Annotated in this window: 16 protein-coding genes and 1 tRNA gene; 10 read left to right on the forward strand and 7 right to left on the reverse strand. The window is 66.2% G+C overall.

Going from position 1 to position 14820, the window contains the following annotated elements; translation table 11 throughout:
- Nucleotides 1-3: 3 nt before the first annotated feature.
- Both SOM28_RS07695 and SOM28_RS07700 read left to right on the forward strand, forming a co-directional pair.
- Nucleotides 4-726: an MOSC domain-containing protein gene (locus tag SOM28_RS07695; protein WP_320467741.1), complete on the forward strand. Its 723-nt coding sequence runs from the start codon at nucleotides 4-6 to the stop codon at nucleotides 724-726.
- Nucleotides 727-815: 89 nt separating this feature from the next.
- A tRNA-Ser gene (locus SOM28_RS07700) sits at nucleotides 816-905 on the forward strand.
- 61 nt (nucleotides 906-966) lie between these two features.
- Here SOM28_RS07700 and SOM28_RS07705 read toward each other — a convergent pair.
- On the reverse strand, nucleotides 967-1596 hold the full coding sequence (locus tag SOM28_RS07705; protein WP_123069682.1) for a response regulator: 630 nt from the start codon (nucleotides 1594-1596) through the stop codon (nucleotides 967-969).
- 233 nt (nucleotides 1597-1829) lie between these two features.
- Here SOM28_RS07705 and SOM28_RS07710 point away from each other — a divergent pair, with 233 nt between their 5' ends.
- The gene (locus SOM28_RS07710; protein WP_183407429.1) at nucleotides 1830-2213 is read left to right on the forward strand and encodes a winged helix-turn-helix domain-containing protein; all 384 of its coding nucleotides are present in this window, start codon (nucleotides 1830-1832) and stop codon (nucleotides 2211-2213) included.
- On the opposite strand, the gene SOM28_RS07715 is transcribed toward SOM28_RS07710, so the two are convergent.
- Nucleotides 2203-3138, reverse strand: a complete 936-nt coding sequence (locus tag SOM28_RS07715; protein WP_123069680.1) for a methyltransferase — start codon at nucleotides 3136-3138, stop codon at nucleotides 2203-2205. The two genes, SOM28_RS07710 and SOM28_RS07715, sit on opposite strands and share 11 nt — an antisense overlap.
- Nucleotides 3139-3286: 148 nt before the next feature.
- Between SOM28_RS07715 and SOM28_RS07720 the strand changes: the two genes are divergently transcribed.
- From SOM28_RS07720 to SOM28_RS07740, 5 genes are all read left to right on the forward strand, one after another.
- Nucleotides 3287-3469: a hypothetical protein gene (locus SOM28_RS07720; protein ID WP_123069679.1), complete on the forward strand. Its 183-nt coding sequence runs from the start codon at nucleotides 3287-3289 to the stop codon at nucleotides 3467-3469.
- 22 nt (nucleotides 3470-3491) lie between these two features.
- On the forward strand, nucleotides 3492-4373 hold the full coding sequence (gene ypfJ / locus SOM28_RS07725; RefSeq protein WP_320467742.1) for a KPN_02809 family neutral zinc metallopeptidase: 882 nt from the start codon (nucleotides 3492-3494) through the stop codon (nucleotides 4371-4373).
- 177 nt (nucleotides 4374-4550) lie between these two features.
- Entirely contained in the window at nucleotides 4551-5735 is a 1185-nt protein-coding gene (locus SOM28_RS07730) for a zinc-dependent alcohol dehydrogenase (RefSeq protein WP_320467743.1), read from the forward strand.
- Nucleotides 5736-5762: 27 nt separating this feature from the next.
- Complete coding sequence (locus SOM28_RS07735; RefSeq protein ID WP_123069676.1) at nucleotides 5763-6368, forward strand: hypothetical protein; 606 nt, start codon at nucleotides 5763-5765, stop codon at nucleotides 6366-6368.
- 143 nt (nucleotides 6369-6511) lie between these two features.
- On the forward strand, nucleotides 6512-8350 hold the full coding sequence (locus SOM28_RS07740) for a M4 family metallopeptidase (RefSeq protein WP_320467744.1): 1839 nt from the start codon (nucleotides 6512-6514) through the stop codon (nucleotides 8348-8350).
- On the opposite strand, the gene SOM28_RS07745 is transcribed toward SOM28_RS07740, so the two are convergent.
- Both SOM28_RS07745 and SOM28_RS07750 read right to left on the reverse strand, forming a co-directional pair.
- On the reverse strand, nucleotides 8319-9014 hold the full coding sequence (locus tag SOM28_RS07745; protein WP_320467745.1) for a M23 family metallopeptidase: 696 nt from the start codon (nucleotides 9012-9014) through the stop codon (nucleotides 8319-8321). The genes SOM28_RS07740 and SOM28_RS07745 overlap by 32 nt on opposite strands.
- A gap of 44 nt (nucleotides 9015-9058) precedes the next feature.
- Nucleotides 9059-10078, reverse strand: a complete 1020-nt coding sequence (locus SOM28_RS07750) for a L,D-transpeptidase family protein (protein WP_320467746.1) — start codon at nucleotides 10076-10078, stop codon at nucleotides 9059-9061.
- 123 nt (nucleotides 10079-10201) lie between these two features.
- Between SOM28_RS07750 and SOM28_RS07755 the strand changes: the two genes are divergently transcribed.
- On the forward strand, nucleotides 10202-10504 hold the full coding sequence (locus SOM28_RS07755; RefSeq protein ID WP_320467747.1) for a 2Fe-2S iron-sulfur cluster-binding protein: 303 nt from the start codon (nucleotides 10202-10204) through the stop codon (nucleotides 10502-10504).
- Between the two features lie 16 nt (nucleotides 10505-10520).
- Here the strand turns inward: SOM28_RS07755 and SOM28_RS07760 are convergent, their stop codons facing one another.
- Nucleotides 10521-11552 (reverse strand): GlxA family transcriptional regulator, encoded by a 1032-nt coding sequence (locus tag SOM28_RS07760; RefSeq protein WP_320467748.1) that lies wholly within the window; start codon nucleotides 11550-11552, stop codon nucleotides 10521-10523.
- Nucleotides 11553-11690: 138 nt separating this feature from the next.
- On the opposite strand from SOM28_RS07760, the gene SOM28_RS07765 reads away from it, so the two are divergent.
- Nucleotides 11691-12797 (forward strand): S-(hydroxymethyl)glutathione dehydrogenase/class III alcohol dehydrogenase, encoded by a 1107-nt coding sequence (locus SOM28_RS07765; RefSeq protein WP_123069670.1) that lies wholly within the window; start codon nucleotides 11691-11693, stop codon nucleotides 12795-12797.
- 10 nt (nucleotides 12798-12807) lie between these two features.
- Here SOM28_RS07765 and SOM28_RS07770 read toward each other — a convergent pair whose 3' ends face one another.
- Together SOM28_RS07770 and SOM28_RS07775 are read right to left on the reverse strand one after the other, a co-directional pair.
- Complete coding sequence (locus SOM28_RS07770) at nucleotides 12808-13809, reverse strand: Kelch repeat-containing protein (RefSeq protein WP_320467749.1); 1002 nt, start codon at nucleotides 13807-13809, stop codon at nucleotides 12808-12810.
- A 17-nt stretch (nucleotides 13810-13826) separates the two neighbouring features.
- Nucleotides 13827-14723 carry an alpha/beta hydrolase gene (locus tag SOM28_RS07775; RefSeq protein WP_320467750.1) on the reverse strand — a complete coding sequence of 299 codons (897 nt, stop codon included), beginning with the start codon at nucleotides 14721-14723 and terminating at the stop codon, nucleotides 13827-13829.
- Between the last annotated feature and the right edge of the window lie 97 nt (nucleotides 14724-14820).

Genomic DNA, 14820 nt, shown 5'->3' on the forward strand with positions numbered 1-14820 from the left:
ACCATGAGTTCATTCCAGGCGCGCCCGATCGAGGCGCTGTTGACCGGCCGCGCGCGCATGATGGGCAAGCCTGGCACGCTCGAGGTCCTGAGCGGCATCGGCAAACAGGTGCGCCAGGGCGCCTTGTGGCTGGCGCTCGATGGCCTCGAGGGTGACGAGCAGGGCGACCGGATCTACCACGGGGGGCCCGAGAAGGCGCTGCACCACTACGCGTTCGAGCATTACCCGCATTGGCGCGCCTGGTATCCGGATAGCCCGGTGCCTTACCTTGCCGGGGCGTTCGGCGAAAACGTGTCGACCATCGGCATGAGCGAGCGGGAGGTGCACGTGGGAGATGTGTTCCGCGTCGGAGAGACGCTGGTGCAGGTGTCGCAAGGGCGCCAGCCGTGCTTTCGCGTCAACCTGCGCTTCGCCCGGCCCGACGCGGCGCTGGCGCTGCAGGCCAGCGGCCGCACCGGTTGGTATTACCGCGTGCTGCGCGAAGGGTGGCTGGCGGCAGGCGACTCGTTCGAGCTGGTCGATCGGTCATGTCCCGACTGGCCTTTGGCGCGGGCGATCGCGGCCATGTTTCCGGACGATGCCCGGGCTCCCGGCCTGCGTGACGAGTGGAGTGAGGCGTCCCGGCTGGCGCCGCTGGCAGAGCGCTGGCGCATGACCTTCGAGCGGCGCCTGGCGAGCGGGCGGATCGAGGACTGGCATCTGCGATTGAACGGCCCGCCGGCATGAAAATTTTTCCTGGCGCGCAAGCCTTGCAGTTTTCGCCAGGCGTCCGCTATAATGCGGCCTCGCTTACGCGACCACGCAACACCGATTCAGGAGAGGTGGCAGAGTGGTCGAATGTACCTGACTCGAAATCAGGCGTACGGGCGACCGTACCGTGGGTTCGAATCCCACCCTCTCCGCCAAGCAGCATGAAAAAAGCCACCGCAAGGTGGCTTTTTTCATTTCGGGACGTCACGGCGCCTCTCAGTCCAGCATCCCGCGCCGCAGCGCGATCACTACCGCGTGCGTGCGGTCGCTGGCCTGCAGCTTTTGCAGCACATTGCTCAGGTACCCCTTGACCGTCTCTTCGGCGATGCCGAGTTCGCGCGCCACTTCGCGGTTGCCGAGGCCCTGGGCGACCAGGGCCAGCACGTCGCGTTCGCGCGCGGTCAGCTGTTCCGGCCTGGCCTGGTTCAGGCGCTGGGCCAGGTCCGGCGCCAGCACCCGGCGCCCGGCATGGGCCGCGCGCACCAGTTCGGCCACGCCCGCCCCCAACGAACTTTTGAGCACATAGCCCGAGGCGCCGGCTTCGAGCGCCCGCTGCACCTGGCCGTCGCCGGCATAGGTGGTGACGGCGATGATGCAGGCCTGCGGGTCCCTGGCGCGGATCGCGCGGATCGCCTCGATGCCGCCGCAGCGCGGCATCGCCAGGTCCATCAGGGTCACGTCCGGCAGCAGGTCGAAATAGCGTTCCTGGGCCTTGAAGCCGTCGTCGGCCTCGGCCACGATCGCGATGTCCGGCTCGTCCTCGAGCACGCCCGCGATCCCGCGCCGCATCAAGGGATGGTCGTCGACCAGCAGTACCCGGATAGTTGGCGTGGCGCGCTCGCTCATTGCGCTTGGCCGGCGCGGCGCAAGCCCGGCGCAAAAATGACGGTGGTACTTCCCATGAACTTCCTGATCGATCGTGTTGGCGAATGTCGTCACGTCCCCCCCGATCGGGCCTGCTGGAGGTGGAATGTGAACGCTATCCTCTCATTATGCCGACTCCCGCTTACAAATCAATACAAGTAGCGGGACGGCGCACGGCGTCACGGCGGCATCGTCAATCAGCGAGGGAGAACGAAATGAAAGGCGGACCTGGATACGAAACGCTGGCATTCCTGGAATTCGAGCTGGTGCCCGCGGCGCGGCGCCTGCGGCGCGACGGGCAGGCGGTCGCGATCGGCGGCAGGGCGTTCGACCTGCTGGTGCTGCTGGCCACCCACGCCGGCGAGGTGCTGAGCAAGCGCGCGCTGATACAGGGCGTGTGGCCGAACACGGTGGTGGAAGACGTCAACCTGCGCGCGCAGGTGGTCAATCTGCGCAAGGTGCTCGGTGGCGGCGGCGACTGCCCCTGGCTGGTCAACGTCGCCGGCCAGGGCTACTGCTTCACCGCTCCGGTGCGCCGGCCCCTGACGCTCTACGGCGCCGATGATGGCTGGCAGGAGGAGGAGGCGCTCAGCGCTTGACCGCGTGCAGCCACACCGCCGCGATCCGTTCGACGTCCTCGTAGCCCGGTTCACCCAGCTGGCCGCCGAAGATGTCGGGGTCGAGCTCCGTGTAGGTCCAGGTATCGCATTGCGCCGCCAGGGTCGGGCGCAGGCTGTCCAGGAAGTGGTCGCCCGGGCCGGACAGGGCCACGCCGGTGTAGAGCATCAGGCTGCCGCCGCGGCGCAGGCGTCCCAGGCTCTGTTCAACGATGCGGCGCGACAGTTCGGCGCCGTGTTCGCCGCCACCATGGCGGTAGCGGCGCGCATCCGGATCGACCACGAAGGGCGGGTTCGACACCACCAGATCGAAGTCGCCCTGCAGGCCGTCGAACAGGTCGCTCTCGGCCAGCGCCAGGTTGGACACCCCGTTCAGGCGGCCGTTGACCATTGCCAGTTCGAGCGCCCTGGTGTTGATGTCGGCGCCGATCACCTCTGCGTGCGGAAATGCGCGGGCAATGGTGAGCGCGCCGGCGCCGCCGCCGCAGCCGATGTCCACCGCGCGCACCGGCCCGGCGCCGACGAAGGCGAAGCCGCGCCGCATGGCGGTGACGAAACGGTAGGTGTCGGGGCCGAAGAACACGCTGTCGTCGTCGCGCGTCGGCCAGGCCGAGTGGAACAGCAGCATATCGTCCAGGGTCGAGACCCGCACCAGCGAACGCAATCCATCCTCGTTTTCTTCCAGCACGCCGGCATCGGCCATCAGCGCGAGCACGCTCGCCGGCAGCAGAGCACGGTCGAACGGCCGGCTCCAGCCGAACACGCCGCGCAGGTCGTGCGCGCGCTCGTTGCCGGGACGGTTGTTGATGCGGCGGTGGGTCGACGGCGTGACCGTCATGAAGCGATAACCGGCCTGGCGCAGGGCAGTGCCGAGGGCGAGCAGGGCGTTGGCATTGGATGAGTTCATTGCGCCAGCGTGGCACAGGCGCCACGGCCGGTCCGTACGCCCGCGCACGCAGGATGTGTGCGTGCGCAGGCCGGATTTGGTGCATTATGTGATCAACCGGACGACGTCGGAAAAGCGGCCGGAAAAATTAAAAAGTGGGAGAGAAATCATGACGAGCCTGGAACTGGACGAAGTGCCGCGCAGCCGCATGGCGCGCGAGATCGCACGCGAGCGCCGCGAGCGCGCGCTGCACGACGAGCTACGCGCCGGATTGGGTGCGCTGGACGACCTGCGCGGCAAGGACGCGCGCGAACGTGCCGACACCTGCAACCTCAGGCGCGGCGGCAACTGAGCAGCAAACACAAGGAGATTCGATGCGTTGGGAAGGCGACCGTGAAAGCGACAATGTAGAAGACCGGCGTGGCGATGGCGGCGGCGGCGGTGGAGGCTTCGGCTTCGGCGGCCGCTCGATCGGCATCGGCACGATCGTCGTCGCCCTGGTCGCTTCGTATTTCCTTGGCGTATCGCCCGCCACCATCCTCGGCCTGCTGTCGGGCGGTGCGCCGCCACAGCAGCAGGCGCAGGTCGAGCAGCCGCGCGCCGAGCGCGCCGACGATCGCGAGACGCGCTTCGTGCGCACCACGCTGGCGTATACCGAGGATGCCTGGGCCCAGTTGTTCAGCGAGCAGGGCGCGCAGTACACGCCGGCCCGGCTGGTGTTGTTCGAAGGCCGCACCGCCACCGCCTGCGGTACAGGCGAGAGTGCGACCGGCCCGTTTTATTGTCCGGCTGACGCCAAGGTCTATATCGACCTGGGCTTTTTCCGCACCATGCAGCAGCGCTTCAACGTCGAGGGCGAGTTCGCCCAGGCCTATGTGATCGCGCACGAGGTCGGCCACCATGTGCAGAACCTGCTGGGCATTTCCAACAAAGTGCACGCTGCCCAACAGCGCGCCAGCGAGACCCAGGGCAATGCGCTGTCGGTGCGCCTGGAACTGCAGGCCGACTGCTTCGCCGGCGTGTGGGTCAACCGCACCAACCAGCGCGCAAAAATCCTGGAGCAGGGTGACGTCGAGACGGCCCTGAACGCGGCCAGCGCCATCGGCGACGATGCCTTGCAAAAACAGGCGCGCGGCGTGGTCGTGCCGGATTCGTTCACCCACGGCAGCTCGGCCCAGCGGGTGCGCTGGTTCGAGCGCGGGCTGGAAAGCGGGCAGGTCGAGGCTTGCAATACATTTGATGCCAAAAAGCTATAAATTTCGTTAATTCGTTGCCTTCTAAACATAATTACCTGATTTTATTCGATAAGGACGGTTAAAAACCGCGTTCGTTTCCGTGCGCCTATCGCAATTCGTGAAGTTTTGACATAAGTTTGTGTCACATCAGCTCGTCCTCGCACGAGCCGTCACAAATCGAATTGTGAAGGAGCATTCATGTTGGCAATGAACTACCGCGGGCCATACCGGGTTCGCGCCGATCACAAGCCCGACCCCGTCATCGAGCATCCCGGCGACGCCATCGTGCGCGTCACCCGGGCCTGCATCTGCGGTTCGGACCTGCACCTGTACCACGGCCTGGTGCCCGACACCCGGGTCGGCCACACCTTCGGGCACGAGTTCATCGGCGTGGTCGAAGAAGTCGGGTCGGGCGTGCATAAGCTGAAAGTCGGCGACAAGGTCCTGGTGCCCTTCAATGTGTTTTGCGGCTCCTGCTTCTTTTGCCAGCACGAGTTATATGGCAATTGCCACAACACCAACGCGCAAGCGACGGCGGTCGGCGCCATCTACGGCTATTCGCATACGGCGGGCGGCTACGATGGCGGCCAGGCCGAGTACGTGCGGGTGCCGATGGCCGACGTCGGCCCGATGGTCATCCCCGACGACATTCACGACGATGACGCGGTCCTGCTCACCGATGCGCTGCCCACCGGCTACCAGGCGGCCGAGATGGGCGACATCCAGGAAGGCGACACGGTGGTCGTGTTCGGCGCCGGGCCGGTCGGCATCTTTGCCGCCAAGTCGGCCTGGCTCATGGGGGCGGGGCGGGTGATCGTGGTCGACCACGTGGAGTACCGCCTCGAATTCGTCAAGCGCTACGCCCAGTGCGAGGTCGTCAACTTCAAGGACGTGAAGGACATGGCGCTGCACATCAAGAAGATGACCGACTGGATGGGCGCCGACGTCTGCATCGACGCGGTCGGCTGTGAAGCGGCCGGCAACACCATGCAGACCATCACCGGCGTCTACACGATGATGCAGGCCGGTGCGGCGACCGTGCTGCACTGGTGCATCAACTCGGTGCGCAAGGGCGGCAACGTGTCGATCGTCGGCGTGTATGGTCCGACCTTCAACGCGGTCCCGATCGGCAATGCGCTGAACAAGGGTTTAACGCTGCGCATGAACCAGGCCAGCGTGCGGCGCCACCTGCCGCGCCTGATTGAGCACATCCGCGCGGGGCGGATCGATCCGAAGCAGATCATCACCCACCGCGTGCCGCTGGAAGAAGTGTCGGACGCCTATCACATCTTCTCGAGCAAATTGGACAACTGTATCAAGACCGTCCTGATCCCTCCACGCGCCAACGAAGTACGCGCCGTCAAGGCCAGCGCCAGCCATTGAGCGCGGCGACCGATCATAGGAGAAACCATGGAAACACGACACGACATCGTTGCCGCCAACGACCAGCACGACGGCCACCACGCACCGGGCGAGCATGACGGCGAAGGCCATGTGGGCCACGTGCACGGCGCCATCGCGCCGCGCCGCCCGACCCGCGACCAGTTGCAGCACATCCAGGGCTGGGGCGCCGACCTCGACCGCAAGAACCGTCCCGGCGTGCCGATGGAGCGCACGCCGCCGCGTTTCATCAACGTCCCCGACGGCGATCCGGTACCGCAGGAACAGCACGTCGAGGTGCTGGTCTCGACCGAGCGTCCAGGCCGTACGCCATTGTTCGGGACGGTGCAGCCGCCGTCGGGCCTGTCCGGCGCGATCCGGCGCCTGGCTTTCAAGAGTACCGAGAATGACGTGCGCCACTGGCTGCTGTTGCTGCTGGCCGACCGCGTGAATATGGTCGAGGGCATCGGCGACGACCTGGCCAAGGGCAAGGTGCCGAATATCCTGGCCGAGATGGGCATCAAGTCAGAGCTCAAGCACAATCCGGCCGGGCTGGCCAAGAAAGTGGCGATCGGCGCGGCCGTGGTCGGCGCCGCCTGCTACCTGATGAAACGGCGCGACCGCCGCTATCGCTGATTTGCCCGTTGTATCCGAATGATGACCGTGTTGCCGATTTGTGGCAACACGGTCATTGTTCTTGAGCAAACCCACCTTTACAAACTCGTCCATCATGGTCGATGACCGGCGCCCCCCGGCCCGGCATTCCGGATGGAGACGAGATGATCCCGCAACCGCTTCTCAAGGCAGCCCTGCTGGCGGCTGCCGTCCTGTTCGCGCCCGTGCAGGTGCCCGATGCGCTCGCTGCGCCGATGATGGGGCCGCCGCTCAAGCTGGACGGCAAGGCCCAGGCCCAGGTCGTCAACCAATTGGCGGCGCGCCGCCCGGCGATCGGCCTCGACGCCGACCACGGCTACAAGGTGATGGCCCAGCACCCGGGCGTACAGGGAACGCACGTGGTGCGCGTCGCCCACCTGTACAAGGGCTTGCGCATCTTCGGCTCCGAATCCGTGGTGGTGCTCGATGCGCGGCGCCAGATCGTGTCCGAAAGTGCCTCGCCGCGCCGCCTGCACCTCGGCCGCGGTCCCGCTAACCGCATGCAGCGCGCCACCGCCGGCTTCAATGTGAAACCCACCATCAACCGCAAGGCCGCGATCGCCGCCGCGCTGCGCGACATGCCGGACGGCGTCGTCAACGTGGTCGCGCCGACCGCCGAACTGCTGATCTACCCGATGATGCGCGACGAACGCGCGCCCGGCGCCGAGGGCAAGCTCGAGTCCGAGCTGAACGCGGTCGACCTGGTCGAGACGGTGGACCGCTATGAGCTGGCCTGGCTGGTGCGCCTGAGGATGCGCAGCGGGGAACAGCCCCTGTACTACGACGTCGTCGTCAACGCACGCGACGGCGAGATCATCGACCGCTGGAATATGCTGCAGACGGTGGAAGGCATCGGCAAGAGCCAGTACAACGGCGACGTACCGCTGAGCACCACCTTCGCCAATAACGTCTACCAGATGCTCGACCCCGAGCGCGGCCAAGGCGGATCGTTCGGCGCGATGGCGATCACCAACGCCAACCACGGCACGGCGAGCGGCCGGGTGTACACCAACACCGTCAACACCTGGGGCGACGGCAAGCAGTTCGTCGAGGGTGGCAGCACCACGGGACCGAACGGCCAGACCGCCGCCGTCAACGCCATGTGGGGCCTGAAGAACACCTATGACATGCACAAGAACGTGCTGGGCTGGCTGGCGCTGGACGGCCAGGACACGGCTACCCACATCGCGGTGCACGTCAACCGCGGCTACGACAACGCTTATTACAGCGATACCTGCCGCTGCATGTTCATCGGGGACGGCACGTTCTTCACCAACCTGGGCTCGATCGACGTGGTCGGCCACGAGATGGGCCACGGCATCACGGCCGCCACCTCGAACCTGGTGTATTCGGGCGAACCGGGTGGCTTGAACGAATCGAGTTCGGACATCGCGGGCGAGGTGGTCGAAGCCTATGCGCGCGGCGGCGGCACCGGCGACGTGATTCCCGAGACCGGCAACGACTGGATGCTGGGCAGCGAGATCAGCCGCACCGGAACCCCGCTGCGCTGGATGATAAAGCCCAGCAAGGATGGTAATAGTCACGATGCCTGGAGCACGAGCCTGCGCCGGCTGGACGTCCATTACAGCAGCGGCCCGAATAACCGCATGTTCTACTTCCTTGCGAAGGGATCGAGCGCGGAGAACGGCAACGACGCCTGGAGCCGCTACCTGGTCAAGCAGCCGCTGGCGATGACGGGCATCGGCATCGACAAGGCCTTCCGCATCTGGTTCCGCGCCAACACGACCAAGTTCACGTCAAGCACCAATTATGCCGACGCACGCACCAAGATGATCGAAGCGGCCAGCGACCTGTATGGCGCCGGCGGACGCGAAGTGATCGCGGTGCAGCGCGCCTATGCCGCGATCAATGTGGGGCTCGACGTCGACGAGCCGGTGCCCACGCCGTCGGGAGCCGCAGTGGAGAAGCGCGCTACTGGTCGGACATTAGTGGAAACGGATTGAGCGGGGTGCCTTTCCACCACTGCTTCTCGGCCGTCAGCGCGACGACGGCGAAGTGCAGGTGCGGCGCGGCCGGGTCGGCATTGCCGGTCGCGCCGACGTAGCCGACGATGTCGCCGCGCTTGACCTCCATGCCCTCCTTGAGATTGTCGGCATAGCGGTCGAGGTGGGCGTAGTAATAGGCGTACTGCTCGCCCGGATCGAATTGGTAGACCGTCAGGCCGCCGGGTTTGCTCTGGAACAGCTTGACCACCTTGCCGTCGGCCGCGGCGAGCACCGGCGTGCCGGTCGGCGCCATGATGTCGAGCGCCTCGTGCTGGCGCTGTTCGCCGCGTGGCTGGTAGAAGGTGTCGGTCAACTGGCTGGATGCGATGCCCTGGACCGGCACCAGCAGCTTGCCGGGCACGGTGGCAGGCGCCATGGGCGCGGCGCCTTCCGCGACTTCGGGCCGTAGCGGCAGGTTGGCCTCGAGCAGGTTCGGTTCGACCACCGGCGCGGGCGGCAGCTGGCCCTCGATCTGTGCCGCGGGCACGCCGGCCGGCTTCGAGGCCGGTGGCGCCGCGGCGACCAGCTCCGGCGCCGGCGAACTGGAATCGTCGCTCAGCAGCACGAACAACACCCCGGCGCCCAGCAGCGCACCAACGATCAAGGTCATCAGCCATTTCATCGCGTTCTCCGTCCGGCGCGTCTCGCCGGGAGTTGATCCAAAGATTATTTGACGAGTTCGACTTCGGTGCCTTCGCCGACCACCGCGCCCACTTCGGCGGCGCTCCAGTTGGTCAGGCGGATGCAGCCATGCGACTCGGTCTTGCCCACGTGGCCGGGCACCGGGGTGCCGTGGATGCCGTAGTGCGGTTTCGAGAGATCGATCCACATCACGCCGACCGGGTTGTTCGGGCCCGGCTTGATCTGGGTTTTGCTGTCGCCCGGCTTGGCGTCCCAGAACAGTTTCGGGTTGTAGTTGTAGACCGGGTTGGCGTGCACGCCATTGATCTTCCAGTTTCCGATCGGCAGTGGATCGCGCTTGCTGCCGGTCGAGACCGGATACTGGGCCAGCAACTGGCCGCCGGCGTCAAACAACTGCAGGGTCTTGGTCGAATCGCGCACCACGACCCTGGCTGCCGGCGCCAGCGGTTGCTTGCCGCTCACGTGCGGCACCACGATCTTTTCGCCGGCCTGCGACAGGGATTTACCGGGGTTCAGGCGTTGCAGCAGGGCCGGGCTGGCATGGAATTTTTCGCCCAGGCCTTCGAGCGCCGTGGCGTAGCCGAGGGCGGGCAACTTGGCCTTGCCCATCATGGTGTCCGGGATCGGCTGGAAGGGACCGGCCACGTCTTCCGCTTCGATCGTGTATTCGGCGAGGGTCGGGCTGGGATCGGTGTTCAGTGCGTTCCAGGTAGCTTCGTCGAGCTTGCCGGTGACGGGGAGATTGCGCTGGGCCTGGAAGGTGTTCAGGGCTTGGCGCATATTCGAGCCATAGGCGCCGTCGAGTTCGCCCGGCGACAGGTACTGGCGTTCGAGCAGCACCTGGGCCCGCAGCAGGCGTTCGAATTCGGCCTGTTCGGCAATGGCGGGGTCCTGGACTGCGCCAGGCGCGGCCTGCATGGGTGTTCCCGCTGCAGTTTGTTGCTGCTGGACAGGAGCTGGCTGGCCGACTGGCTGTTGCGCGAAGGCGGAAGGGAAAACGCCTCCAAGGGCGGCGATCAGGGTCAGTGCGGTGGCTTTTTTCATATGGTCTCCTGCAATATGCTTCTGGAAACCTTAGCGTAATGACATGAATCAACCGGGTCTGTGCGTGAACGAACTCTTCAAACTCGTCCGCTTTGTTCCACCCGGCGCTACAATCGACGGACCATGCCGACCATCAGCCATACCGTCACCCTCGCGCCCCTCGGCGCCAGTTTTTCTGTGCAGGAAGACACGACCCTGCTGCTGGCTTTGGAGGCGGCCGGGTTCGATGCGCCCAGCTCCTGCCGCAACGGCACTTGCCGCACCTGCATCTGCCGCCTGCAGGCCGGCACGGTGGCCTACACGGTCGAGTGGCCAGGCCTGTCGTTCGACGAGAAGCGGGAAGGGTTTATTTTGCCCTGTGTAGCGCTGGCGCGCAGCGATTTAGTAGTAGATTTGCCGCTGGCGCGTCGGGTTTCATTCGACTGACGCGCTCAGTTGGCGCTCATGCAGCGCTGTCGAGCCCGGTCGTAGCGAAGCGTTCGCGGTACAGCTTCGGCGTGATGCCCAGCTTCTTCATGAATACCCGCCGCATATGCGCCTCGTCGCTGAAGCAGGCGCGCGCGGCCACCGTCTTCAATGGCAGCGCAAGGTCGGCCAGCAGGTGGGTAGCCCGCTCGAAACGGCTGGCCTCGATGAATTCCTGGGCGCTCAGTCCCACCTCCTGCTGGAACACGCGGGCGAAGTGGCGTTCGCTCATCATCGCCCTGGTCGCCAGCTGCGCCGTCGTAAACCGTTCGTGCAGATTGTCCAGGATCCAGTTTTGCAATTCGCGGATGTTCGGGCGCGCCGTGCGTTCGCTCTTGAGGTAGGAACTGAACTGCGACTGGCCGCCCGGGCGCTTCAGGTAGACCACCATCTCGGTGGCCACCTCGAGCGCCAGGTCGCGGCCGAAATCTTCCTCGACCAGCGCCAGCGCCAGGTCCATGCCGGCGGTGACGCCGGCCGAGGTCCACAGCTTGCCGTCGCGGATGAAGATTGCGTCGGCCTCGACCGCGATGGCGGGATGGGCCGCCTGCAGGCGCTCGGCCACGCTCCAGTGGGTGGTGGCGCGCTTGCCGTCGAGCACCCCGGCGGCGGCGAGGAAGAAGGCGCCCGAACAGAGCGAGGCCAGGCGTTCGATACGGGGGCAGGCCGCTGCTACCCAGTCGACGATCGCGGCGCCGTCCGTCAACGCCGCCTCGATGTGGCGGGCCCCGACCACGATCGCGCTGTCGGGCAGGGCCAGTGTGTTCAAGACCTTGGTCGCTTCGAGCGACATCAGGGTATCTGACGGGACAGGGCCGAGACGGCTCGACGCTATGCGCACGTCATAGCCGGGTGGGCGGCCACGCCGCGCGAGATGCAGGTTGGCGTACTCGAACACCGACATCGGCCCGACCGCCTCCATCGCCTTGAAGCCGGGGTAGACCACGATGTCGACGGTCCGGGTACGCTCAGTGCTGGCGTCGATGGCAGGTGGGGGCGTGCTGGTCATGCGCCATTGTCGCTGCCGCGGGCGGCAAAATCCAGTCTTCATGCGGCAAAATCCTGCCATTCTCGCGCCCCGGCGTGCAAAACGCCGGCCACGGCGCGCATACTGCGGGCTATTCAAACAATGCAAGCGAGGATCACCATGAAAACAAAAGCAGCCGTCGCATGGCAGGCGGGCCAGCCGCTGACGATCGAAGAAGTCGACCTGCAAGGCCCGCGCGAGGGCGAGGTGCTGGTCGAGTTGAAGGCCACCGGCATCTGCCACACCGATTACTACACGCTGTCGGGCGCCGATCCGGAAGGCCTGTTCCCGGCCATCCTGGGCCATGAGGGCGCCGGCGTCGTGGTCGACGTCGGCCCGGGCGTGACCACGCTGAAGAAGGACGACCACGTCATCCCGCTGTACACGCCGGAGTGCCGCCAGTGCAAATTCTGCCTGTCGCGCAAGACCAATCTGTGCCAGGCGATCCGCTCGACCCAGGGGCGCGGCCTGATGCCCGACGCGACCTCGCGGTTCTCGCTGGACGGCAAGCCGCTGTTCCACTACATGGGAACGTCCACCTTCTCGAACTACATCGTGGTGCCCGAGATCGCGCTGGCCAAGATCCGCAGCGATGCGCCGTTCGACAAGGTCTGCTACATCGGCTGCGGCGTCACCACCGGCGTTGGCGCGGTGCTGTTCTCGGCCAAGGTGGAAGCCGGCGCCAATGTGGTCGTGTTCGGGCTTGGCGGCATCGGCCTGAACGTGATCCAGGCTGCGAAGATGGTCGGCGCCGACAAGATCATCGGCGTCGACATCAATCCGGCCCGCGAAGCCATGGCCCGCAAGTTCGGCATGACCGATTTCATCAATCCGAACGAGGTCGCGAACGTGGTGGACCACATCGTGCAGCTGACCGACGGCGGCGCCGACTACAGCTTCGAGTGCGTCGGCAACACCACGCTGATGCGCCAGGCGCTCGAGTGCACGCATAAAGGCTGGGGCCAGTCCTTCATCATCGGCGTGGCCGCCGCCGGCCAGGAAATCGCGACCCGTCCGTTCCAGCTGGTGACCGGTCGCGAGTGGAAGGGTTCGGCCTTCGGCGGCGCCCGTGGTCGCACCGACGTGCCGAAGATCGTCGACTGGTACATGGAGGGCAAGCTCAATATCGACGACCTGATCACCCACCGCCTGCCGCTCGAGCGCATCAACGAAGGCTTCGACCTGATGAAGAGCGGCGAATCGATCCGCTCGGTGGTGCTCTACTGAGGAACGCGGATCACGGCAGCGCGAGCGCTTCGTGCGCGGCGCTGGCCGCCACCCCGACCTTCTCGCCGCCGCCCATCAGGAAGATGCGCTTGCCGACCACGGCCGCGCCGTGCCCATGGCGCGGCGTCGGCATGGCCGGCAGGGCCGACCAGCGGTCCAGTGCCGGGTCATAGACCCAGGATTCGGCGAACACCTTGGCTTGCGGGACGAACTGCTCGCCGCCGAAGACGTACAGCTTTCCATCGTGGGCAGCCGCCGCAAGGCCGCCCTGGGCCAGCGGCATCGGCGCCCGGGTCTCCCAGCGGTCGCTGGCCGGGTCGTACACCTCCAGGGTCGCCACATTGACCGGCCGCGACCTGCCGTTGGCCTGCGCGACCATCTGGCGCCCACCCACGACGTAGATCTTGTTGTCGATCACGGCGCCGGCCGCGCTATTGCGCGCGCTGGGGGCATCGGCGATGGGCGACCAGCGCCCGGTGCCCACTTCCAGCACCTCGGCCCGGTTGGTGTCGACGTGTTGGCTGATGTGCTTTGCTTCGGGGCTGGTCGGGATGCGGCCGCCGATGAAATAGATCTTGCCGCCGACGGTTGCGACCACGCCTTCGGCCCGTGCTTGCGGCAGCGAAGGACCGGTCGACCAGCGGTCGGATTTCGGATCGTAGACGAACACCGAGGCATGGGCGCGCCAGTCGGGGATCGCGCCGGAGAAGCCGCCGATGCCGTAGATCTTGCCGCCGGCCGCGGCCAGGGCGATGTGGTGACGGGCTTCGGGCAGCGACGCCAGCCTGGTCCAGCGATCCGCTCCCGCGTCATAGGCTTCGAAGAGATCGGTAAAGCCCGGCGCCACACTCAGGATGCCGCCGGCCACGTAGATATTGTCGTTCAACACGGTCGGATAGATTTCCTGGCGCGCCAGCGAGGCGTCGGCCACGCGCGACCAGGATTGCGCCAGGGCGGCGCCGGACGTAACGAGCAAGCTCATCGCCAGCAGTGCCGGCATGATCGGTTTCACGATGGAGACTCCCTGGATTACTGTTGGATGGCAAGCGCCTGTTCGATCACCCGCAGCACCTGCGGCCAGGCGGGCGAGGTCGCGGCCACCTCATCGTAGTGGCTGGCATCCGGCAGGATCACGACCTCGGCCTTATCTCCGGCCGCTTTTGCCCGCGCCGCGTAGTCGTGGGCCACGCGCGGCGGAGAAATGGTGTCGAGCGCGCCCGTGACGAGCCAGGTGCGGCTACCGTTGGGCATCAGGTCGGCGGCATTGGTATCGACCAGCACGTCCGGCCGTTCGGAACTCGGCGTGCCGGCCAGTTGCGCGATATCGCGGTCGCAGCTGGACTTGATCAGCGCCGCCTCGTGGCGCAGGTCGGCCAGGCCGCCCAGGCTGACGATGCGGTCGACCTTCAGGCCATCGGCGCGGTACAGGGGGCTGCCGGCCGGGATGCGCGAGCGGCCCGCGATCCACTGCACCAGCTGGCCGCCGGCCGAGTGGCCGACCGCGACGACGCGCGCCAGGTCCAGCTTGTGCGCCGATGCATTGGCGGCGAGCAGGTCGAGCGCCGCATGCATGTCGAGGTACATGCCGGGATAGCCGCCGCCTTCCTCGTCCACGCGCCGGTATTCGACATTCCAGACGGCGATGCCGTGCGCGGCCAGGGCGCCGGCCATATTGCGGAACTGGGCGATGCCGCCGAACTTGCTGGTCCAGCAGCCGCCATGCACCAGCACCGCCACCGGGAACGGTCCCGCGCCCTGCGGCACGAACAGTTCGGCGTATTGCGAGGGAGCGGGGCCATAGGCGAGCTTGGCGCTGGGGGCAGGGCCGGTCAGGGCCAGGTAGTCGTCGAGTTTCATCGGAGCGGCGGCGTGGGCGTTCAGGAGCGCGCCGAGCAGGAGGGCAGGAAGCAGGCTGGCCAGGCGCATGTGAGATATTGCCTAATTGGATAAAACGCCACTATAGCCGAGTTGTTCTTGCTGAAGAACATTGCATTGGTGGTGGATCAATCGAAAAACCGGGCTG

This window comes from Massilia sp. CFBP9026 (assembly GCF_034045165.1).
GTDB classification, from domain to species: Bacteria; Pseudomonadota; Gammaproteobacteria; order Burkholderiales; family Burkholderiaceae_D; genus Telluria; species Telluria arenae.